This window comes from Rhizobium sp. N324 (genome assembly GCF_001664485.1).
In the GTDB taxonomy this organism is placed as follows: domain Bacteria; phylum Pseudomonadota; class Alphaproteobacteria; order Rhizobiales; family Rhizobiaceae; genus Rhizobium.
This window is the reverse complement of the sequence record NZ_CP013630.1, coordinates 2,627,127-2,647,973: the sequence shown is the minus strand read 5'-3', so window position 1 is coordinate 2,647,973 and position 20,847 is coordinate 2,627,127. Positions and strand designations below refer to the sequence as shown.

Here is a 20,847-nt window from a genome sequence, read left to right as displayed (position 1 = left end):
CCCCAAGTGAAGCTTTTCATCACCCGGATCGTTCTGGCGCTCAGGCACTTCCAGCAATGGCTGGTGGCGCAGGTGATGTTCGGCTTTCTGAACGTGCTGAAGCTGTTTCCGGCCGATGGCGCGATTCGCTTCGCCGACAGGATGATGCGCCGCCTCGGCCGGCCGACGCGCCGCCACAGGCTGATGCTCGTCAATCTGCGCAACGCCTTTCCCGAGAAGAACGAGGCCGAGATCGAAGAGATTGCGCTCGCAAGCTGGGGCAATATGGGCCGGCTTGCGGCCGAATACGTCTTCCTCGACCAACTGTTCGATTATGATCCCGAAAAAACGGAGCCGGGCAGGGTCGAAGTGTCGGGTATCCCGATCTTCCTCGATCTGCGCGACAATCCGCGCCCCTTCATCGTCTTTACCGGCCACACCGCCAATTTCGAGCTGCTGCCGGTGGCCGGTGCCGCCTTCGGGCTTCATGTGACCGTGCTCTTCCGGCCGCCGAACAATCCCTATGTCGCCAAGAAGGTCTTCGATTTCAGGAGCGCGCGGATGGGCAAGCTGGTGCCCTCGCATGCCGGCTCCTCCTTCGCCCTTGCCCGCCAGCTGGAAGCAGGCCAGGGGGTGGGCGTGCTCGTCGACCAGAAATTCCGCAAGGGGCTGAAGGGCACTTTCTTCGGGCGCGAGGTCAAGACCAATCCGCTGCTGCCGAAGCTGGTGCGCCAGTTCGACTGCGAGGTCTATCCGGCGCGCTGCATCCGGCTGCCCGGCAACCGCTATCGGCTGGAAATCGAGCCGCGGCTGGACATGCCGCGCGATGCCAAGGGCAATCTCGACCTGCCGGCGGCGGCGCAACTGCTCAACGACAAGGTGGAAAGCTGGGTGCGGGAATACCCGGAACAGTGGCTCTGGTATCACGACCGCTGGCAAATCAAAGAGACGCTCAGCTCCTGACTCATGCCGTTATCGCAAGACCGCGGCACGACATGCTCTAAGAATATCCACCCCCATTTATCAGCGGTGAAAAGCGGCAGTGCTCTCGGATTGAAACTGAGTGTACCTTCATGGTACCCGTCGCTACCGAAGCGCGAACAATGTCTACCGAAAGGCGCATTTTTCGAAAGATGTAGCCATGTCAGGTCTCGGACATGTCTCTGAGGCCAATGGGAGTTGGGCGTCTTGCTGGAGCTTTTTCGAGCTTTTTCCTTGCGTTGCACGCAGATTGAGGAAGCCATACGCCTGGGCGACGACCGGCGCGTCACGGCGCTCGACCGCCATGTCGAGCCGCTGGTCGAAGCGATCCTCGCCCATCGGGCGGTCAATCTGCTCGAAGCCTATATGCAACTGCAGTTCGTGACTCATCTGATCGGCCAGGACGCCGACGACAGCGCCAGCGTCGCCGAGCACACGACCTTGCTTTCCTACCTGCTCGACCGCTATTTCGGCACGCATGGGCCGGACTGGCGCGTGCCTTCGCCGCAGGACGTGCGCATCGAACCGCCGGCGGCCTACGTGCCGGATACCGACAACGGCCAGTTCCTCAATGCGGTGATCCTCGAAAGCCTGCCGGACCGGGTGGCGGTGCTGACCAGGGACTATCGCTACCTCTATTCCAATCCGGTCAACTGCGCCCATCTCAACAGAAAGCCGATGGAGCTCATCGGCCGCCACGTTTGCGAATTCATCGGCGAGGAGCGGTTTACCGACTGCGCCAAGCACAAGCTCGACGCCTGTTTTGCCGGCGATCAGATCGACTACACCTATGAGCGCCCGGCCGAGAGCAGCGGATCGCGCCAGGTGCGCTGTCGTATGTCGCCGCTGCGCGATGCGGGCGGCACGGTGATCGGCGCGCTGATCGTCATGGGAGATCTCGATCTGTAGCCCGGAGGTAGCGGACGGCGCTGCCTTCAGGCCGTCGCCCAGACGGCCAGTTCATACCCGTCGCGGTCGAGGAAGTGGAAGCGGCGGCCGCCGGGAAAATCGGTAATCGGCCGGACGATTGTGCCGCCGGCCCTTTCGACCGAGGTCAGCACCTCTTCCAGATCCGTGGCGTAGACGACAACAAGCGGGCCGCCCGGCCGCACCGGTCCGAAATCGGTGAAACCGCCTTTCAGCCGGCCATCGTCGAATTCGCAGTAGTTCGGGCCGTAATCGGTGAAACGCCAGCCGAAGGCCGAGCCGTAAAAAGCTTTGGCGGCGGCGATGTCGGCGACGTTGAATTCGACATAGTCGATGCGGCGATCGTGGTTTTCTGACTTCTCGGCCATCTATCTCTCCATCAGGGCTTTCAGCATGGCGAGATCCTTCTCGACATGGGCGGCATCGGCTGAAAACTGCGCATCGGTCATGCCGGGCAGGCGCAACAGCGTGAACATGACCTCGCAGCCATCGCCGTTCGGCACGATGCGCAGCGCATTATAGACCCTGAGACCGGATTCGATCGTCACCGTGTGGTCGATCACGCCGAATTCATTGGTGGGCACGAAGCTGACCTTGATGGTTCCGAGAGGGCCGTCGGCGATCCAGTCGGCGCCTTGAGACTTGAGGCCGCTTGCAAGGCCGGAGGCCCAGAGCGGCATGTTCTCCGGCTTGCCGGCGAAGTCGTAGACGTCACGCCAGTCACGCTCGATCGATTGATGGATGATTTTCGCGGGCATCGTCGACATGGCTTGCAGGTCCTTGATATCGGGTCTCGCTGTCGTAGCAGGCTGATCCGCGGTGTCTTGAACAAAACGGTCAGTCGGGCCTTTTCGGCATGCCGAGTTGGTCAAAAATGACGGCTGGCGTCAGGCTCGAGAGGTCGCCGACCTCGCGCGTCATGTGGGCCTGATCGGCAAAGCCCGCTTCGAGCGCCAGGCGGGCAAGCGGCATGGTGCCCGCCTTGCGGCAGAGATCGAGGAAACGCTGGAACCGGCGAATGCGTTCCAGCGTCTTGGCGCCATAGCCGAAATGGTGATGGCAGCGGCGGCGCAGCTGCCTTTCACTCATGCCGAGCCGGCCGAGCAGCCCGGACGCCGGGCGACCGCCATCAGCGGCGGCGAAGATCACGGCGGCGTCCCGGGCGGGTTCGTCCGCATGGCGGGCGGCCTCTTCGAGCAAGCCGGCGAATAGCGCCATGACATACGAGGGATCGGGACAATCGCCAAGCCGTGCCTCGAATTCGGCCGTGTCCTTCCAGCCGATCTCGGCAAGCGGCACCGAACAGCCGACCAGCGCCGAGAGCGGCGTCTTCAGCCAGGGGGCGGCGGCGCCCGGCGCAAAACGAGCGCCGATGACGGTCGCGCCGGGCCGGAGAGCGGGAAAGGCCGCCGTCCTGTCGGGCCCGGCAACGGCCAGCCGGCCTTCGATCCAGAGGAGGTCGCAATAACCGTCCGGAACGATCGCCACCTGCGCCGGCGGTCCGTCGTGGAGCGCATGTGACCAGAGCCGGCTGAAATGACGCCGCAGCGCCGGCGACGGCGCATATTCGCGGTAGCGGCCGGCGCGGGCGGCGAGCAGGGCCGTATCTTTCCGTCTTTCCGATGCCAAGGCGACACCTCCCGAAATCCCGATGATATCATCAGATAGGGCATCAAGGGCAGGTAGCGCGAAAACCTGGTTGTCGACCGGCCGGCATAAGCGGTTGTCGGACAAGTCGGGATATTGCAAGCTTCATTTCATTGCTTTTGCGAACCGATTAGACCCTTGCGAGACTTGCCGTTTGACCGAGACAGTGCCACAACACCGGTCCAAATGACACATCGGAGGTTTGTCGTGGAAAAGGCAGAAATCGGACTGATCGGTCTTGCGGTTATGGGCTCCAACCTGGCGCTCAACATCGCGGAGAAAGGCAATAAAATTGCGGTCTTCAACCGTACGCCTGAGAAAACCGACGAATTCTACGAAAGCGCCGGCGATCTGAAAAAGCAGATCATTCCCTGCAAGACGATCGAAGAGTTCGTCGACGCGATCCGGCCGCCGCGGCCGATCATCATCATGATCAAGGCCGGCGATGCCGTCGATCAGCAGATGGAGGCGTTGCGCCCGCATCTGTCCAAGGGCGACATCATGATTGATGCCGGCAACGCCAATTTCCGCGACACCGTCGCCCGCTTCGGCCGCCTCAAGGATACCGATCTCACTTTCATCGGCATGGGTGTTTCCGGCGGCGAAGAAGGTGCGCGCCACGGCCCGTCGATCATGGTCGGCGGCACCGAAGACTCCTGGAAGCGCGTCGAGAAGGTGCTGACCTCGATTGCCGCACGCTACAATGACGAACCCTGCGTCGCCTGGCTCGGCAATGACGGCGCCGGCCACTTCGTCAAGACCATCCACAACGGCATCGAATATGCCGACATGCAGATGATCGCTGAAATCTACGGGATCCTGCGTGACGGCCTCGGCAAGAGCGCCTCCGACATCTCCGGCATCTTCGGCGAGTGGAACAAGGGCCGGCTGAACTCCTACCTGATCGAGATTTCCGAGAAGGTGCTTGCCGCGACCGATCCGCTTTCCGGCGGCCCGATGGTCGATATGATCCTCGACAAAGCCGGCCAGAAGGGCACCGGCAAATGGTCGGCGATCGAGGCGCAGAACATGGGCATTCCGGCAACGGCGATCGAAGCCGCGGTCGCCGCCCGCAGCCTCTCCTCGATGAAGTCTGAGCGTGAAGCCGCCGAAAAGATCTTCGGCACGCAGGCCGCATCCTTCCCGATCGCTTATGGTCCCGAGCTCAACAAGGATCTGGAACTGGCGCTGTTTGCCGCCAAGATCGGCGCTTACGCCCAGGGCTTCGCTGTGATGGCGGAAGCCTCGCGCGAGTTCAACTGGTCGCTGCCGATGCCGACGATCGCCAGGATCTGGCGCGCCGGCTGCATCATCCGCTCGCAGTTCCTCGACGAGATCACCTCGGCCTTCACCAAGGCCCCGGACGCTGCGAACCTGATCGTCACGCCGGCCTTCTCCGACATGGTCAAGGAATCGATCCCGGCGCTGCGCCGCGTCGTTGCCGCCGCCATCTCCGCCGGCCTGCCGGTGCCGGCACTGACCTCGGCGCTCACCTATTTCGACGCCTACCGCCAGGGCAGGGGAACGGCAAATCTCATCCAGGCGCAGCGCGACTTCTTCGGCGCCCACGGCTTCGACCGCCTGGATGGCAAGGATTTCCACCACGGCCCCTGGGGCAGTGGTGCGGCGACCTTCTAAGGTTTGCTGAGGGAAGACATCAAGGAAGAGCCCGGCCGCCGCGCCGGGCTTTTTCGTGAGGCGGTCGCGCTGCACCGCAAATATCGGAATTTCGGGAAAGTGTAGGATTTAATCGTGCTCTGTGCGATAAGGATAGAGAAATGAGAGGCAATCCATGCGGACAACTCAATCCCTAAGTATCACCTTGCCGATCGAAATGGCAGAAATGGTCAAAGCTAAAGTCGCCTCCGGAGAGTACGCCACCGAAAGCGAAGTCATCCGCGATGGTCTGCGGACCCTTGCGGCGCGTGATGCCGCCGTGGAACGTTGGCTCCGTGAAGATGTCGCACCTGTTTACGATGAGCTCAAGGCGCATCCGGAGCGGTCTGTCTCCCTCGAAGATGCTTTCGAGGGTTTCGGCAAACGCATCAAGTCCATCGCGTCTAAAACCAAAGGATGAGATACACAGTCCGGCTGAGTGTCGCCGCCCGGCAGGATGTCGACGTGTTGTTGAATTATCTTGTGCCGCGCGCCGGAGAGGTGGCTGCTCAAAATTATATCGGTCGCCTTCAAACTTTTCTGGAAGGTTTTCAAAGCTTTCCGAAGCGAGGAACGGTTCGGGACGAGATTCGTCATGGCCTGAGGATCGTCGGCTTCGAACGAAGCCTGAGCATTGCTTTCACCGTTGAGGGAGAAACGGTCTATATCCTCCGGATCATGTCCGGCGGGCAGGAATTGCGCCTCTACGAAGAATGACGCCATCGATGTCACCGAGGATGCCCGAAGGATGCTGATCCGATACGAAATGCCGGCTGATATCGATACGATCCACGATCTGACTTCGATTGCCTTCGCGCCGATGCCGTACAGTGAGGGTGCGGAGGCGGAGATCGTCCGGAAGCTTCGCGCGAACGGCGATCTGACGATATCGCTGGTTGCTGAAGAAGAAGGCGAAATCCTGGGACATGTTGCGTTTTCGCCGGTGACGATCGACGGCGTGCATGGTGGCTGGTTCGGGCTGGGTCCGATATCGGTGAAGCCGGAGAGACAGCGGCAAGGCATCGGCAAGGCGTTGATTGTCAGGGGACTTGAACTGTTGATGGAGATGGGCGCGAGCGGATGCGCGCTGATCGGAAATCCCGACATCTATAATCGCGTCGGTTTCAGCAGCGATGGCCAGCTGACATATCTCGATCTCGATACGCGGCTGGTGCAGCGTATCGTCCTACGCGGACCAGCGCCGAGCGGCGCGATTCGGTTCGCTCCGGCGTTTGAAAAGCTAGATGTTCCGTGCCACACCTTATCCGAAAGAAGGGACGACATGTTCGAATCGGGCGCGATCATCATCCGAACCGAGCGTCTTGTTCTCCGCATGCCTGGTATAGACGATTTCGCCGCCTATGCGCGGCTCATGGCCTCGCCGCGGTCCGTCGGCATGGGCGGGCCGTTCGATGAACGCGTGGCCTGGGGAATGTTCTGTCACGACATAGCGCTCTGGCAGCTGTTCGGGCACGGGGCGCTGATGATCGACCTTGCCAAGACAGGCGAATGCGTCGGTCAGGTGGGGATCAATCACGGGCCGCTCTTTCCGGAAAAGGAGCTGGGCTGGTTCGTCTATGAGAGCCGTCAGGGCAGGGGGTATGCGACCGAGGCGGCCTTGGCGCTACGGGATTGGGCCTTTGCGACGCTCGGCCTGCCGTCGCTCGTCAGTTATATCGCCCCCGGCAACACAGCCTCGATTGCCGTGGCGGAGCGGCTGGGCGCGCGTCTCGATCTGACGGCGCCTCGGCCCGATCCAGCGGATCTCGTTTATCGTCATTTCGCTTCCTGATAAAATGGTCATGGGAACGACGTTTGGAGGCAAGTCTCAGTCCTTACGCTGATCGGTCAGGATCGGGCGCTGCAAAAAATGGGGATGCCGGATGACGGACGCGAAGCGGGAGCATTGGGACACGGTCTACCGCACGAAAGCTGCCGACAGCGTCAGCTGGTATCAGCCGACGCCCGAGCCTTCCCTGCGGGCGCTTGACGCGCTGCAACTGCCGGTCACGGCTTCGCTGATCGATGTCGGCGGCGGCGCATCGAGCCTTGTCGATCGTCTGGTCGAGCGCGGGTGGTCCGATCTCACCGTTCTCGACATTGCCGCGCCGGCGCTCGATGTTACCAAGGCGCGGCTTGGGGACGAGGCCGCCCGCGTCGCCTGGGTGATTGATGATGTCACCATGTGGAGACCGGGGCGCCAGTACGATGTGTGGCACGATCGCGCCGTCTTTCACTTCCTCACCGAGCCCGAGCAGCGGCTGGCCTATCGCCGCGCGCTCGAAACCGGAACGGCGTCGGGCAGCGTCGTGATCATCGCTACTTTCGCACCGGACGGGCCGGAGCGGTGCAGCGGCTTGCCGGTCGAACGTTATGACGCGGCCGCCCTTGCGCGTGAATTCTCCGCCGCCTTCGCGCTTCAGCGCGACTGGCGCGAGGAGCATACGACGCCCGGCGGCGGCCGGCAGTCGTTTCAGTGGTGCGTCTTTCGCAGGCGCAGAGGTTTCCCTTGAAAAAGCAGCCGCGAGGCGGCTACGTCACTTCCAGGCGATCGAGGATGAAATCCGCCCGGTCGGCGACCGCGATTTTCGGCAACATGACGACGTCGTAGCCGAGCGCGGGATAGGTTGCGGCAAGCCGATCGTATTCGGCGACCGCCTCGTCGAATGCATGGCGCCGCTCGGGATCGGCAACATAGATTTCCGGCCATGGCGGGGTGAGGAAGACGCTGCTGTTATAGCGGTGGAGGGCGCTCAATCTTTCCAGGGCCGGTTCTCCGGTGAGATGCTGAAGTGCTGCTGCGGCATCGATCAGCCCTCGGTCGAAAAACGTCCAGCCGGTCCGCCCGCGCGTGGCCGCGTGATCGGCCGTCGCCATCTCGATGGCGCGGCGGGCGAAGGCCGCCATATCGATCCAGGGCAGGGCCGCACCATCGCTTTCGAGCTCCTGCCTGACGATCCGCCGGCCCGGTTCTTCGACGATCGCATAACCGCGACGGCCGAGTTCTGCCAGCAGCGTCGATTTTCCGCCGCCGGAACAGCCTGAAATCAGGACCAGCCTGTTCATGCTCAGACAGCCCGGCGGGCGCGCGCCAGGCCGTGATCGACGAGCCTATCGATGATCTCGGCATAGCTGACGCCGCTTGCGGCCATCGCCTTGGAATACATGCTGATATCGGTAAAGCCGGGAATGGTGTTGATCTCGTTGACGAGAAACCGCATGTCATCCGTCAGGAAAAAGTCGACGCGGGCCAAGCCGTCGCAGCCGACCGCCCGGAAAGCTCTCGCGGCCATGTCGCGCATGGCCGCCTCGACCTCCTCAGGCAGCTCGGCCGGGACTTTCAGCGCCGCGCCCTTCTCGTCGATATATTTTGCATCATAGCTGTAGAAGCCATGGCTTTCGGCCGGCACGATCTCGCCCGGCCGGGAGACGAAGAGCTCGCCTGCCGTATCCTCCAGCACGCTGAATTCGATCTCGCGGCCGGCAACGAATTCCTCGGCGAGCAGTATGCGATCATGGCGGAAGGCCTCGGCAAGGGCGGGCGCGAATTCCTGGCTGGCATGGACCTTGGCGACGCCGACCGACGATCCCTGCCGCGCCGGCTTGATGAAGAGCGGCAGCCCAAGCTCGTTTTCGAGAGCTGCCAGCGAGGGGGCCGCATCTTCGCGCACCGTCACGGAGCGCGCCACCGGCAGTCCCGCCGCCCGGAGCAGGCGCTTGGCGATGTCCTTGTCGAGTGCCGCGGCCGAACCGAGGATGCCGCAGCCGGCGAGCGGCACGCGCGCCACCTCCGCCAGACCCTGCACCGATCCGTCTTCGCCATGCAGACCGTGCAGCACGGGAAACAGGATGTCGATCCCCGGCAATTCATGCGGCGTCCCATGAACGGAGATTGCCAGCATGCGGCCGCGTCCGCCCGGAACGAGGCAGATTTCGACGCCTGACGACGGTGTCGCCAATATGCCGTCCTCAAAATTGCTCAGCAGCCATTGTCCCTCGCGGGTGATGAAAACGGGGATGGCGTCATATTTCTCGGGCTTGAGTGCGGCCATGACATTGGTTGCCGAAAGGATGGAAACCTCATGCTCGGCCGAGCGGCCGCCGAAGAGCACGGCGATGCGCAGCCTGTTTGGGGAAGGGGTCATGCAAGCCTCCGAAACGATCTGGTGTTGAAAAGGTCAGGCGTCGACAGATATGCCGCGATTGGCGAAGAAGCGGTCGAAGACGGCAAGCGGCAGCGTCACATCAGCCTGGCTTGCCTCGTCATGGCCGGACGGGTTGTGGAAGCGGATCGTCTCGTCGCTTGCTGCCGTCACCAGCACCAGATGTCCGCCCTTGGACGGTGGCTCGCGCTCCGGCCAGCGGATGCCCGAATGCACCGAGGCGATGAAGAAGCGCCGCCTCGATAGAAGCTCCGGAATGGCCGATGTCTCGACGCCTGTCATCGTCTCCGCACCAAGCGCGAATCGGTCGGCGGCGAAGCGGACGAAGGGTGCGTAGATCAGCCCCTTGATCGAGGCATCGATCTCGTTGACGACATAACCGCCATAGGCAGTGCAGGCGTGGGCAAGCTCGAGGGTCGGATGGATCTCACCGCGGGCGGCCAGGATCATCTTCAAGCAGGCCATGCCGCAGACATTGACTGCCCAGCGCGCATATTCCTCGATCGTCGCGGCACCGGAATGGCGCCAGAGCGGATCGCCGAGCAGGGCCCGCGACCCCTCGGCAAGCACCGGCAGCGTCATGCCGGGTGTTTCCCATTGGCTGAAATAGGGCACGCCGCTCTGCTGCATTCTGTTGATCTCCCCGTGGCTGGATGTGAGATGGCGGGCAATCTTGGCTTTTTTCGAACCAATGCCCGCTTGCGCGCAGGGTTCATTTTTCTTCAGGAGACCGCGGCCAACCGATCGTCCGAACAAGGAGCTGTGCTCGTCACAGGAATGATGGAGGAGAGACTAGCGTTGCCATGCAGGCTCGAAGGATGAGGCGGGCGGTGTTCCGGCGTTTGATGGAGGCAAGGAGCGGCGCCGTGCGTCCCGCCTACCTGCCGTTTTCCGGCCAGATCGGCTGACTGATGCTCTGAAGCAGTTCCGGTTCGACGCCGTCGATGCGGGCGATGACGGCTTTGGCCATTTCTCGGCCGGCCTGGCGCACGTCTTCCTGGACGGTGATGATCTCAGGACGGATCCAGTTGAGGATCGGCACCGATTGCTTGGACACCATGTCGAGATCGCGGCCGAGCGCCTTGCCGGCGGCCTCGATGCCGGCATTGACGGCGATTGCCGCGCTGCCGGCGGAACAGACGATGCCGTCAGGGGCGTTTTCCGAGCGCATCATCACCTCGACGACGTCGCGGATATCGGCAAGCGGCGCATCGCTGTTGATACGCAGCGGCACTTCTTCTGCGCCGTAGTCATGCAGGCCGGTCTGGAAGCCGATGCGGATATGGGTGTAATAGGTGAGCTTGCTCGGCGGCTGCAGCAGGGCGATGCGCCGTCGGCCGCGCTTGACCAGCCGTTCCACCGCCTGGTGGGCGAAGGCTTCATTGTTGAAATCGTGGAAGGGGTGGGTCAGACCCGCATCGGTGCGCCCATGGGTCGCGAAGGGCATGCCGCGCTCGGTCAGCAGCCGCACGCGCGGATCGTCCGGCTCGATGCGCGAGATGATGACACCGTCGGCCGAGCCGGTATCGAGGATATAGCGCACCGGCAGCATCGGATCCTTGCTGTGGGAATGCGGCGTGACGACGATATGATAGGGCGTGCCGGACAGTACCTCGGAGATGCCGAAGACCATCTGGCTGGAGAAGCCCATGATCTCCTCGTCGATGCTGAGAACGAGGGCGATGACGTTGGTCTTGCCGGTGCGCAGGCGCACACCCGCCCTGTTCGGCTGGTAACCGAGCTGGCGGGCGACCATGCGCACCCGCTCCTTGGTTTCAGCCCCGATATCGGGTGCATCCTTCAGCGCGCGCGACACCGTCGTTACGCCGAGACCGGTCATGAAGGCGATCGTCTTCAAAGTCGGGCGCTCACGCGCCGCCGGCGCCGATGCTGCTTGCCCGAAATTTCCCTTGTTTTCCATCCCTGTAGGCCTGCCTCGCGCGAATTGGTGTCGCTTATAGAGGCTTTTTCAGACGCCGTAAGCCCGCCGCCTGCCAAAATCGCGCCTCCCTAAGGAGCGCAATCTGTAACGATACAGTAGAAATGTCGAGTGCTTTTTGTTGAGTGCATTGCAGCATTGTACGCAAAGGTTGAACTCGTGATTTATGCCGCGTTTTTCTGCATATGCGAAAGGGGTAATGTGCCAGAAAAAACATCTTGTCGGAAATTTACGTTTAATGTCATATACATGGTGCGGTAGTGCGTCTGCGAGATGCTGTGGCTAAATGCCGGCTTAAAAGAAGTTACGATCCAGTTTGAAGCAGGCATAGGTAGCATTTCCTGTTCTTGGGGAAAAATTTGCAGGCGGACGGTTGCGCGCTGAAATCGATTGAACTAAGTTTTTCCGGCAACGTTTCAGTGAGGGAGGAAAACTCATGAAAATCCGTATTATGGCGGCCCTGCTTGCCGCTTCGGTCGCGCTTCCGTTCGGCGCCGCCAATGCCACCGATCTCGAAGTCACGCATTGGTGGACCTCAGGCGGCGAGTCGGCTGCTGTCGCCGAGCTGGCCAAGGCGTTCGACGCCACCGGCAATCACTGGGTCGACGGCGCCATCGCCGGCTCCGGCGGTACTGCCCGTCCGATCATGATTAGCCGCATCACCGGCGGCGACCCGATGGGCGCCACCCAGTTCAACCATGGCCGCCAGGCCGAGGAGCTCGTCCAGGCCGGGCTGATGCGCGACCTGACCGATGTGGCGACTGCCGAGCACTGGAAGGATATCATCCGTCCGGCGAGCCTGCTCGATTCCTGCACGATCGACGGCAAGATCTATTGCGCGCCCGTCAACATCCACTCCTGGCAGTGGTTGTGGCTTTCGAACGCCGCCTTCAAGAAGGCCGGCGTCGAGGTTCCGAAGAACTGGGACGAGTTCGTCGCTGCCGCTCCGGCTCTCGAAAAGGCCGGCATCATTCCGCTCGCCGTCGGCGGTCAACCGTGGCAGGCAACGGGCGCTTTCGACGTGCTGATGGTCGCTGTCGCCGGCAAGGACGTCTTCAACAAGGTGTTCAAGGATAAGGACGCGGAAGTTGCTGCCGGTCCTGAAATCGCCAAGGTCTTCAAGGCCGCCGACGATGCCCGCCGCATGTCCAAGGGCAGCAACGTTCAGGACTGGAACCAGGCCACCAACCTCGTCATCACCGGCAAGGCCGGCGGCCAGATCATGGGTGACTGGGCGCAGGGCGAGTTCGCGCTTGCCGGTCAGAAGGCCGGTACCGACTATACCTGCCTGCCGGGCCTCGGCGTGAACGAGATCATCTCGACCGGCGGCGACGCCTTCTACTTCCCGCTCCTGAAGGACGAGGAAAAGTCCAAGGCGCAGGCCGTCCTTGCTAAGACCCTGCTCGATCCCAAGACCCAGGTTGCCTTCAACCTGAAGAAGGGCTCCCTGCCGGTTCGCGGCGATGTCGATCTCGCTGCCGCCAACGATTGCATGAAGAAGGGTCTCGATATCCTGGCGAAGGGTAACGTGATCCAGGGCACCGACCAGCTGCTTTCGGCCGATAGCCAGAAGCAGAAGGAAGACCTCTTCTCCGAATTTTTTGCCAACCCGTCGATGACGCCTGAGGACGCTCAGAAGCGCTTCGCCGGGATCATCGCTTCGGCTGACTGATCGATAGATACGCTGCCTTGACGATCCGGCTCCGCAAGAGCCGGATCGTATCCGGACAAATGTTCGGGCGGCGGCGTCTCTCCGACATCCCGGCAAGCCGGGCAGGGATGGCAGACGGCAAATCCGCTCTGTCACGGTCGCGGCTGCGATTTGAGGAGAAGAGTTCATGACGGGTCAAGCGCAAGCAGGCCGGCCAATCAAGTTACTGCGCAATCTGAACGCCAAGATTGCCTCCATACCGATGATCCTGACGGCGCTGGTGATTTTTGTCGGCGGCACGTTCTGGACGGTCTTTTATTCCTTCACCAATTCCAAGCTCCTTCCGCGGTTGAGCTTCGTCGGCTTCGACCAGTACGAGCGCCTGTGGGCGGCACCCCGCTGGGTGACGGCGATCGAGAATCTGGCTCTGTACGGCATACTCTCGCTGATCTTCAGCCTAGTCATCGGTTTCTTGCTCGCCGCGCTGATGGACCAAAAGATTCGTTTCGAAAACACCTTCCGCACCATCTTCCTCTATCCCTTCGCGCTGTCCTTCATCGTGACGGGCCTCGTATGGCAATGGGTTCTGAACCCGGATTTCGGCATTCAGTCGGTCGTGCGTTCGATGGGTTGGACGAGCTTCACCTTCAATCCGCTCTATACGCCTGAAATCGTTATCTACGGCATTCTGATCGCCGCGCTCTGGCAGGGAACGGGCCTCGTCATGTGCCTGATGCTTGCCGGCCTGCGCGGCATCGACGAGGACATTTGGAAAGCGGCGCGCGTCGATGGCATCCCGATGTGGAAGACCTATCTCCTCATCGTCATTCCGATGATGCGGCCGGTGTTCATCACCACGATCGTCATCATCGCCTCCGGCATCGTCAAGGTCTACGATCTGGTCGTGGCGCAGACATCGGGCGGTCCCGGCATCTCGTCGGAAGTGCCGGCAAAATATGTCTACGACTACATGTTCCAGGCGCAGAATCTGGGGCAGGGCTTTGCCGCCTCGACAATGATGCTGGTCACGGTCGCGATCATCATCGTTCCGTGGGCCTATCTGGAATTCGGAGGAGGGCGCAAACGTGGCTAATATCGGAACTCTCAACACCACTGCCGCCGGTATCGATGCCGTCGCGCCAAGGCTCGGCGATGGCCCCAGCGGCCCGAAGCCGCGCCCGGCGCTGTCATCGCGCAACATCATCCTTTACGGAACGCTGACCGTCGCCGCGCTCTACTATCTGCTGCCGCTCTATGTGATGGTTGTCACCTCACTGAAAGGCATGCCGGAAATCCGTCTCGGCAACATCTTCTCGCCGCCGATGGAGATCACTTTCGAGCCTTGGGTAAAAGCCTGGGCCGAAGCCTGCACCGGCCTCAACTGCGATGGCCTGTCGCGCGGCTTCTGGAATTCGGTGCGCATCACGGTGCCGTCGGTCATCATCTCGATCGCCATCGCTTCGGTGAACGGCTACGCGCTGGCGAACTGGCGCTTCAAGGGATCGGAGCTCTTCTTCTCAATCCTCATCATCGGGGCGTTCATTCCCTATCAGGTGATGATCTATCCGATCGTCATCATCCTGCGCGAAGTCGGCATTTACGGCACGCTGACCGGTCTCGTCATCGTCCATTCGATCTTCGGCATGCCGATCCTGACACTGCTCTTCCGCAACTACTTCGTCTCGCTGCCGGAAGAGCTGTTCAAGGCGGCGCGCGTCGACGGGGCGGGATTCTGGCAGATTTTCCTGAAGATCATGCTGCCGATGTCGCTGCCAATCTTCGTCGTTGCGATGATCCTGCAGGTGACCGGCATCTGGAACGACTTCCTGTTCGGCGTCGTCTTTACCCGGCCGGATACCTATCCGATGACCGTGCAGCTCAACAACATCGTCAATTCCGTCCAGGGCGTGAAGGAATACAACGTCAACATGGCGGCAACGATCCTGACGGGTCTCGTGCCGCTGATCGTCTATTTCGTGTCGGGACGGCTTTTCGTCCGCGGCATCGCCGCCGGCGCAGTGAAGGGTTGATCACATGAACATGAATTCGAGTGTCTCCAATTCAAGTGTTTCCATCAAGGATCTGTCGCTGAACTTCGGCGCGGTCAGCGTATTGAAGGATCTGAACCTCGACATCAACGACGGCGAATTCCTGGTGCTGCTCGGCTCATCCGGCTGCGGCAAGTCGACCTTGCTGAACTGCATTGCCGGCCTGCTCGACGCCTCGGAAGGGCAGATCTTCATCAAGGGCAAGAACGTCACCTGGGAGGAACCGAAGGACCGCGGCATCGGCATGGTGTTCCAGTCCTATGCGCTCTATCCGCAGATGACCGTCGAGAAGAACCTCTCCTTCGGCCTTCGCGTCGCCAAGGTGCCGCAGGCCGAGATCGACAAGCGGGTGGCGCGTGCCTCCGAAATCCTGCAGATCCAGCCGCTATTGAAGCGCAAGCCGGCGGAGCTTTCCGGCGGCCAGCGCCAGCGCGTGGCGATCGGCCGGGCACTGGTGCGCGATGTCGATGTGTTCCTGTTCGACGAGCCGCTGTCCAACCTCGATGCCAAGCTGCGCTCGGAGCTGCGCGTCGAGATCAAGCGCCTGCACCAATCGCTGAAGAACACGATGATCTATGTCACCCACGACCAGATCGAGGCGCTGACGCTGGCCGACCGAATCGCCATCATGAAGAGCGGCATCATCCAGCAGCTCGACGATCCGACGACGATCTACAATCGGCCGCGCAATCTCTTCGTTGCCGGCTTCATCGGCTCGCCGTCGATGAATTTCCTGCGCGGCGAGTTGGTCAAATCCGGCGACGGCATTGCCTTTTCCGCCAACGGCGTCATTTTCTCGCTCGCTGCCTACGACGCCGACGAGGCGCTCCAGCCCGGCCGCAAGGTGGTGCTCGGCGTTCGCCCGGAGCACATCAAGGTCAATGAGAACGCCGGCGGCGAGGAACATGACGCGACCGTCGATATCGAGGAGCCGATGGGTGCAGACAATCTGCTGTGGCTGAAACATGCCGGCCACACGATGTCGGTCCGCGTCAACGGCGCGCGCCGCTTCAATGTCGGAGCCAAGGTGAAGCTGAGCTTCGACATGACGCTAGCTTCGGTATTCGATGCCGAGAGCGAGCTGCGGCTTTAGGGAGATTCTGTAGATGAGGCCGTTAGCCAGGCGAGTTTGACGAAAAGACCAACCCCGCCCTCCGTCATCCTCGGGCTTGACCCGAGGATCCATGCTCGCTGCCGCAGTTGGATGCGGTGTAGATCCTCGGGTCAAGCCCGAGGATGACGCAGAGCGGAGTGGGCGGATGAGGAGAAAAACGAAACGTCTCCGACGAACGACTAGTGAAGGTCACCGAACGGTGACATTTGCCCTTCCTTCAAGACCACATTTTCAAAATCGGAATGAAATCGTGACGCAACAACAGCCTCCCTCCAGGATCGACCTTTCCGGTTCGTGGCAACTAAGCTCCATCGACGGTGAAATTCGCACGGCGATCATGCTACCGGGCGACGTGCATACGGCGCTCCACCGCGCAAGCTTGATCCCCGATCCCTATTTCGGCCGCAACGAGGAGAAGGTGCAGTGGGTCGCCCAGCGCGAATGGGCGGTCGAGCGTAGCTTCGCGCTGCAGGAGGTCGAGGGCGATTGGTATCTCGATGTCGATTATCTCGACACGGTCGCCAGCGTTTACGTCAACGGCTTCCTGGCGCTTGAAGCCGATAACAGCTTCCGCCGCTATCGGCCTGACGTGTCGAGCATGCTGAAATCCGGCGACAATGTCATCCGCATCGTCTTCGCCTCCAACCCCGCCATTGGCGCCGAGCGGCAGAAGAAGCAGCCCTTCTATATTCCGTACAGCACGGGCAATTCTCCCATTCCGGACGGTAACATGCTGCGCAAACCGCAATGCCATTTCGGCTGGGACTGGAACATCGCCATTGCGCCGTTCGGCCTCTACGGCACGATTGCGCTGCAGAAGCTCGAGACGGCGCGTATCGAGCATGTCGTTACCCGCCAGACCCACAACAATGACGGCTCTGTCGATCTCACGGTGACGGCCAGTCTGTTTGCCAAGCATGCCGGCATCGCGCAGGTCTATTTCGATCTCGACGGCGAGCGCGTGCGCCTCGACGTTGGCGTCAAGGGCGAGACGACGGTCAATCACCTCTTCCATATCGACAAGCCGCGCCTCTGGTGGCCGTCCGGCAGCGGCGAGCAGGCGCTTTATGCGCTCTCCGTCGAACTGGCCGACGAGGTGGTGACGAAGCAGATCGGCCTTCGCACCATCGAGCTGATCACCACGCCGGATGCATCAGGCAGCCGCTTTGCCTTCAAGGTCAATGGCCGCGAGATCTTCTGCCGCGGCGCCAACTGGATTCCGGCCGACGCGCTGTTTTCACTATCGTCGCCCGAAAAGACCGAGGATCTCCTGCAATCGGCGAAAGCCGCCAACATGAACATGATCCGCGTCTGGGGCGGCGGCTTCTACGAGCAGGATCATTTCTACGATCTCTGCGACCGGCTGGGCCTGATGGTCTGGCAGGACTTCATGTTCGCCTGCAACCTCTATCCCTCGACGGAAGACTTTCTCGAGAATGTGGCGATCGAGGTCGACTATCAGGTGCGCCGTCTCTCTTCGCATCCATCGATCGCGCTCTGGTGCGGCGACAACGAACTTGTGGGCGCGCTGACCTGGTTCGAGGAATCGAGGAAGGATCGTGACCGCTACCTCGTCTCCTACGACCGGCTCAACCGAACGATCGAGCAGGCGGTGAAGAAAGCACTGCCCGGCGCGCTCTGGTGGCCGTCGAGCCCGGCCTCGGGCTATCTCGATTTCGGCGATGCCTGGCATGCCGACGGCTCCGGCGACATGCATTACTGGTCGGTCTGGCACGAGAACAAATCGTTCGACAGTTACCGCTCGGTGCGGCCGCGCTTCTGCTCGGAATTCGGTTTCCAGTCCTATACCTCGTTGCCCGTCATCAAGACTTATGCCGAGGAGAAGGACATGAACGTCGCTTCTCCGGTGATGGAGCTGCATCAGAAGAATGCCGGCGGCAACGAGCGCATCGCCGGCACGATGTTCCGCTATTTCCGTTTCCCCAAGGATTTCCCGAACTTCGTCTATCTCAGCCAGATCCAGCAGGGCCTGGCGATCAAGACGGCGGTGGAATACTGGAGGTCGCTGAAACCCCATTGCATGGGCACGATCTACTGGCAGTTGAACGACACCTGGCCGGTCGCCTCCTGGTCGAGCATCGACTATGGCGGCCGCTGGAAGGCGATGCATTATCTCGTGAAGCGCTTCTTCCAGCCGGTGGCGGTCGCCGCCATTCCTTCCGAGGACGGCAAGACGATCCGCTTCTCGCTGGTCAATGACACGCTCGCCGATGTCAGCGTCGATCTTTCGATCTCGTTGCTGACCATGACCGGCGAGCGGAAACATCTGAAAGACGTGCAGGCAGTCTGCTCGCCGGATGCGGCGGTGACGGTTGCGACCATCGACGTGGCGGCCGAGATCGGCGAGGGAACGTTGCTTGCGTGGCGTTTCACCGCGTCGAACGGGATGGGCGGCGAGGGGCATCATGTCAACGGCACCTATAAGGCGCTGGAGCTCGAGCCCGCGGGGCTGACGGTCACCCATGAATATGTCGAGGCGAGCGGCGCCATCGACATCAACGTCACCGCGAAGGGACTTGCGCTCTTCGTGATGATCGAGAGCGAGACGGACGGCAAATATTCCGACAACGCCTTCGATCTTGCGGCCGGCGAAAGCCGCCGCGTCACCTTCACCCCGGCATATCAGCTCGAACGCGGCAAGCTGCCGGACTTCCGGATCTACGACCTGCATTCCTGCCAATCGGCGGATTGATCCTTCCCAAGCGTGGGCACGAGGCCCAAGGAGAACATGATGACGAAACTTAGCTACCAGCTCTACAGCGCGCGCAACTTCCAGCCCTATTCTGTGATTTTCGAAAAGCTCGGCAAGGCAGGCTATGCGGAAGTCGAAGGCTTCGGCGGCATTTACGCCGATCTCGACGATGCCGGGCTGAAGAGCCTTCGCGCCGAGCTCGACAAGAACGGCCTGGTGATGGCGACCGGCCATTTCAGCCCGGATTTCCTGGAGAAGGACGTGCAGAAGTCGCTGAACATTGCCAAGATTCTCGGCATGGATTCGATCTATGCGCCGCATCTGGCAACTGACCAGCGGCCCTCCGACGCCGCCGGCTGGGTCGCCTTCGGCAAGCGCCTGCAGGAGATGAGCAAGGCTTATAAGGAAGCCGGCTACGAGTTCGGCTGGCACAACCATGATTTCGAATTCGTCAAGCTGGCCGACGGCTCGTTGCCGATCGAGCGCATCTTCGAAGGCGCTCCCGATATTTCCTGGGAAGCCGATATTGCCTGGGTCATTCGCGGCGGCGCCGATCCGTTCGCCTGGATCGAGAAACTCGGACCGCGCATTACTGCCGTGCATGTCAAGGATATCGCGCCGGCCGGCGAAGCGACGGATGAGGACGGCTGGGCCGATGTCGGCCACGGCAAGGTCGAGTGGGCCAAGCTGATAACGGCGCTGCGCGCCACCAGGGCCAAACATTTTGTCGTCGAACATGACAATCCCAAAGATATCGATCGCAATATCAGCCGCTCGATTGCATCCTTCCAGACTTATTGAGGCACATCATGACCAGGGAACTTGGCGTCGGCATCATCGGATGCGGCAATATCTCCACCACCTATTTCTCGCTGGCACCGCTCTTCAAGGGGCTGAAGGTGCTGGCCTGCGCCGATATCAACGTCCAGGCGGCCGAGGCGCGCGCCAAGGAATATGGCGTCAAAGCGCAGACGATCGACGCGCTTCTCGCCAATGACGAGATCGACGTCGTCGTCAACCTGACGATCCCGGATGCGCATTTCCGTGTGTCGAAGTCAATCCTCGAGGCCGGAAAACACGTCTATTCCGAAAAGCCGCTGGTGCTTTCGCTCGAAGAGGGCGAGGAGCTTCGCCGCATCGCGAGGGAAAAGAACCTCGCCGTCGGCTGCGCGCCTGACACGTTCCTCGGCGGCGCCCATCAGCTTGCCCGCAAGTTCATCGACGATGACGGCATCGGCCGGGTGACGTCGGGGGCCTGCTATGTGATGAGCCCCGGCATGGAGATGTGGCATCCGAACCCGGATTTCTTCTTCCTGCCGGGCGGCGGCCCGATCCTCGATCTCGGCCCTTATTACATCGCCAACCTGATCAACCTGATCGGCCCGGTCAAACGGGTCGGCGCCATGACCTCGATGGCGTCGCCGACCCGCACCATCACCAGTGAGCCGCGCAACGGCGAGATCATCCCTGTGAAGACACCGACGACGATCCAGGCGCTGCTCGAATTCGTCTCCGGCGCCACCGTGACGCTGACGGCGAGCTGGGATGTGTGGTCCCATCGTCATGCCAATATGGAGCTCTACGGCACCGACGGCTCGCTCTACGTGCCGGATCCGAACTTCTTCGGCGGTGTCGTCGAGGCAAGCGGCCGCGACAAGGAGATCAAGCCGCTCGACGCCTGGGAGCATCCATTCGGCAAGATCAACCAGGAAAACCCCAGCGGCTCGCGCGCCAACTACCGCACCGCCGGCCTTGCCGACATGGCGATGGCGCTGATCGAAGGCCGCGACGCGCGCTGCTCGCTCGACCGCACGCTGCACGGCGTCGACGTCATGACCTCGATCCTGAAGTCGGGCGAGGAGGGCCGTTTCATCGACCTGACCACGACCTGCACCCAGCCGGCGGCACTCGGTATCGAAGAGGCGCAGGCGCTGTTGAAGTGATAGGGTATCGTTAGAATCGTTGTGCTGAGGATTGCCCCTCACCCTCTCCCCGTAAAGACGGGGCGAGGGGACGTGCCCTGCGAAAT

The 20,847-nt window shown here is 61.5% G+C and carries 21 protein-coding genes and 1 pseudogene; 15 read left to right on the top strand and 7 right to left on the bottom strand.

Features of this window, described 5'->3' with window-relative positions:
• Window positions 1–6: 6 nt before the first annotated feature.
• Both AMK05_RS12765 and AMK05_RS12760 read left to right on the top strand, forming a co-directional pair.
• A complete protein-coding gene (locus AMK05_RS12765; protein WP_064838901.1) occupies window positions 7–942 on the top strand; it encodes a lipid A biosynthesis lauroyl acyltransferase in 936 nt (311 codons plus the stop codon).
• A gap of 225 nt (window positions 943–1,167) precedes the next feature.
• Complete coding sequence (locus tag AMK05_RS12760; RefSeq protein WP_064841356.1) at window positions 1,168–1,869, top strand: PAS domain-containing protein; 702 nt, start codon at window positions 1,168–1,170, stop codon at window positions 1,867–1,869.
• 26 nt (window positions 1,870–1,895) lie between these two features.
• Here the strand turns inward: AMK05_RS12760 and AMK05_RS12755 are convergent, their stop codons facing one another.
• The 3 genes from AMK05_RS12755 to AMK05_RS12745 all read right to left on the bottom strand — a co-directional run bounded on the left by AMK05_RS12755 (window position 1,896) and on the right by AMK05_RS12745 (window position 3,516).
• Window positions 1,896–2,255, bottom strand: coding sequence for a VOC family protein (locus tag AMK05_RS12755; protein ID WP_064838899.1), 360 nt, complete (start codon window positions 2,253–2,255; stop codon window positions 1,896–1,898).
• Complete coding sequence (locus AMK05_RS12750; protein ID WP_064838897.1) at window positions 2,256–2,654, bottom strand: hypothetical protein; 399 nt, start codon at window positions 2,652–2,654, stop codon at window positions 2,256–2,258.
• A gap of 70 nt (window positions 2,655–2,724) precedes the next feature.
• Entirely contained in the window at window positions 2,725–3,516 is a 792-nt protein-coding gene (locus AMK05_RS12745; protein ID WP_064841355.1) for a helix-turn-helix domain-containing protein, read from the bottom strand.
• A 204-nt stretch (window positions 3,517–3,720) separates the two neighbouring features.
• Here AMK05_RS12745 and gndA point away from each other — a divergent pair, with 204 nt between their 5' ends.
• The 6 genes and pseudogenes from gndA (at window position 3,721) to AMK05_RS12715 (ending at window position 7,703) form a co-directional block, all read left to right on the top strand.
• Entirely contained in the window at window positions 3,721–5,172 is a 1,452-nt protein-coding gene (gene gndA, locus AMK05_RS12740) for an NADP-dependent phosphogluconate dehydrogenase (RefSeq protein WP_171899777.1), read from the top strand.
• A gap of 154 nt (window positions 5,173–5,326) precedes the next feature.
• Window positions 5,327–5,611, top strand: coding sequence for a ribbon-helix-helix domain-containing protein (locus tag AMK05_RS12735; RefSeq protein WP_064838893.1), 285 nt, complete (start codon window positions 5,327–5,329; stop codon window positions 5,609–5,611).
• A gap of 44 nt (window positions 5,612–5,655) precedes the next feature.
• Entirely contained in the window at window positions 5,656–5,907 is a 252-nt protein-coding gene (locus AMK05_RS12730) for a type II toxin-antitoxin system RelE/ParE family toxin (protein WP_237352089.1), read from the top strand.
• A gap of 31 nt (window positions 5,908–5,938) precedes the next feature.
• A pseudogene (locus AMK05_RS12725) lies at window positions 5,939–6,427 on the top strand (GNAT family N-acetyltransferase); the annotation flags it as partial.
• A 45-nt stretch (window positions 6,428–6,472) separates the two neighbouring features.
• Window positions 6,473–6,982: a GNAT family N-acetyltransferase gene (locus AMK05_RS12720; protein WP_064841354.1), complete on the top strand. Its 510-nt coding sequence runs from the start codon at window positions 6,473–6,475 to the stop codon at window positions 6,980–6,982.
• A 91-nt stretch (window positions 6,983–7,073) separates the two neighbouring features.
• Window positions 7,074–7,703 (top strand): class I SAM-dependent methyltransferase, encoded by a 630-nt coding sequence (locus tag AMK05_RS12715; protein WP_064838889.1) that lies wholly within the window; start codon window positions 7,074–7,076, stop codon window positions 7,701–7,703.
• A gap of 19 nt (window positions 7,704–7,722) precedes the next feature.
• Here AMK05_RS12715 and AMK05_RS12710 read toward each other — a convergent pair whose 3' ends face one another.
• The 4 genes from AMK05_RS12710 to AMK05_RS12695 all read right to left on the bottom strand — a co-directional run bounded on the left by AMK05_RS12710 (window position 7,723) and on the right by AMK05_RS12695 (window position 11,274).
• Window positions 7,723–8,256 carry an AAA family ATPase gene (locus tag AMK05_RS12710; protein ID WP_064838887.1) on the bottom strand — a complete coding sequence of 178 codons (534 nt, stop codon included), beginning with the start codon at window positions 8,254–8,256 and terminating at the stop codon, window positions 7,723–7,725.
• A gap of 2 nt (window positions 8,257–8,258) precedes the next feature.
• Entirely contained in the window at window positions 8,259–9,335 is a 1,077-nt protein-coding gene (locus AMK05_RS12705; RefSeq protein ID WP_064838885.1) for a D-alanine--D-alanine ligase family protein, read from the bottom strand.
• Between the two features lie 33 nt (window positions 9,336–9,368).
• Window positions 9,369–9,983: a C39 family peptidase gene (locus AMK05_RS12700; protein WP_064838882.1), complete on the bottom strand. Its 615-nt coding sequence runs from the start codon at window positions 9,981–9,983 to the stop codon at window positions 9,369–9,371.
• A 247-nt stretch (window positions 9,984–10,230) separates the two neighbouring features.
• On the bottom strand, window positions 10,231–11,274 hold the full coding sequence (locus tag AMK05_RS12695; protein WP_064838880.1) for a LacI family transcriptional regulator: 1,044 nt from the start codon (window positions 11,272–11,274) through the stop codon (window positions 10,231–10,233).
• A 454-nt stretch (window positions 11,275–11,728) separates the two neighbouring features.
• Between AMK05_RS12695 and AMK05_RS12690 the strand changes: the two genes are divergently transcribed.
• From AMK05_RS12690 to AMK05_RS12660, 7 genes are all read left to right on the top strand, one after another.
• Complete coding sequence (locus tag AMK05_RS12690) at window positions 11,729–12,964, top strand: ABC transporter substrate-binding protein (RefSeq protein ID WP_064838878.1); 1,236 nt, start codon at window positions 11,729–11,731, stop codon at window positions 12,962–12,964.
• Between the two features lie 166 nt (window positions 12,965–13,130).
• Complete coding sequence (locus AMK05_RS12685) at window positions 13,131–14,036, top strand: carbohydrate ABC transporter permease (RefSeq protein WP_064838875.1); 906 nt, start codon at window positions 13,131–13,133, stop codon at window positions 14,034–14,036.
• A complete protein-coding gene (locus tag AMK05_RS12680) occupies window positions 14,029–14,973 on the top strand; it encodes a carbohydrate ABC transporter permease (protein WP_064838873.1) in 945 nt (314 codons plus the stop codon). The genes AMK05_RS12685 and AMK05_RS12680 overlap by 8 nt, the downstream gene beginning before the upstream one ends.
• A gap of 4 nt (window positions 14,974–14,977) precedes the next feature.
• On the top strand, window positions 14,978–16,084 hold the full coding sequence (locus AMK05_RS12675) for an ABC transporter ATP-binding protein (RefSeq protein ID WP_064838871.1): 1,107 nt from the start codon (window positions 14,978–14,980) through the stop codon (window positions 16,082–16,084).
• A 271-nt stretch (window positions 16,085–16,355) separates the two neighbouring features.
• Window positions 16,356–18,818: a beta-mannosidase gene (locus AMK05_RS12670; protein WP_064838869.1), complete on the top strand. Its 2,463-nt coding sequence runs from the start codon at window positions 16,356–16,358 to the stop codon at window positions 18,816–18,818.
• Between the two features lie 39 nt (window positions 18,819–18,857).
• The gene (locus AMK05_RS12665) at window positions 18,858–19,619 is read left to right on the top strand and encodes a sugar phosphate isomerase/epimerase family protein (RefSeq protein ID WP_064838867.1); all 762 of its coding nucleotides are present in this window, start codon (window positions 18,858–18,860) and stop codon (window positions 19,617–19,619) included.
• A gap of 8 nt (window positions 19,620–19,627) precedes the next feature.
• Window positions 19,628–20,761 carry a Gfo/Idh/MocA family protein gene (locus AMK05_RS12660; RefSeq protein ID WP_064838864.1) on the top strand — a complete coding sequence of 378 codons (1,134 nt, stop codon included), beginning with the start codon at window positions 19,628–19,630 and terminating at the stop codon, window positions 20,759–20,761.
• The last annotated feature ends 86 nt before the right edge of the window (window positions 20,762–20,847 follow it).